The following is a 231-nucleotide window of genomic DNA, read 5'->3' as shown; positions in this document are numbered from 1 at the left end:
CGCCAATGCTTGGCTGCTAGCTATCGTGACAATCCACTCATTCATTTTTCTATCGATGTGCAAAGCCCTGAAAGCATGCTGGAGAAGCTGCTGAGTAACGAAAGTGATATTGGCGTGGGTTATTTTGGTAGTTTTCCACCATTACTCACTTTTCAGCCAGCATTTATTGAAAGACAGGTCGTCTGCTGCGGACGCGAGCATAAACTGTTTTATGACTCAGAAAACTTAAGC

1 protein-coding gene is annotated in these 231 nt (G+C 44.2%); it reads left to right on the top strand.

What is annotated here, in order from left to right; genetic code table 11:
- Positions 1-231, top strand: a 231-nt coding sequence (locus tag AAEZ03_RS29070) for a LysR substrate-binding domain-containing protein (RefSeq protein WP_350583480.1), incomplete at both ends; no start/stop codon positions are given.

This window comes from Pseudomonas sp. HY2-MNA-CIBAN-0224 (assembly GCF_040310285.1).
Classification (GTDB): Bacteria; Pseudomonadota; Gammaproteobacteria; order Pseudomonadales; family Pseudomonadaceae; genus Aquipseudomonas; species Aquipseudomonas helleri.
This window is presented reverse-complemented; position numbering and strand designations above follow the sequence as displayed.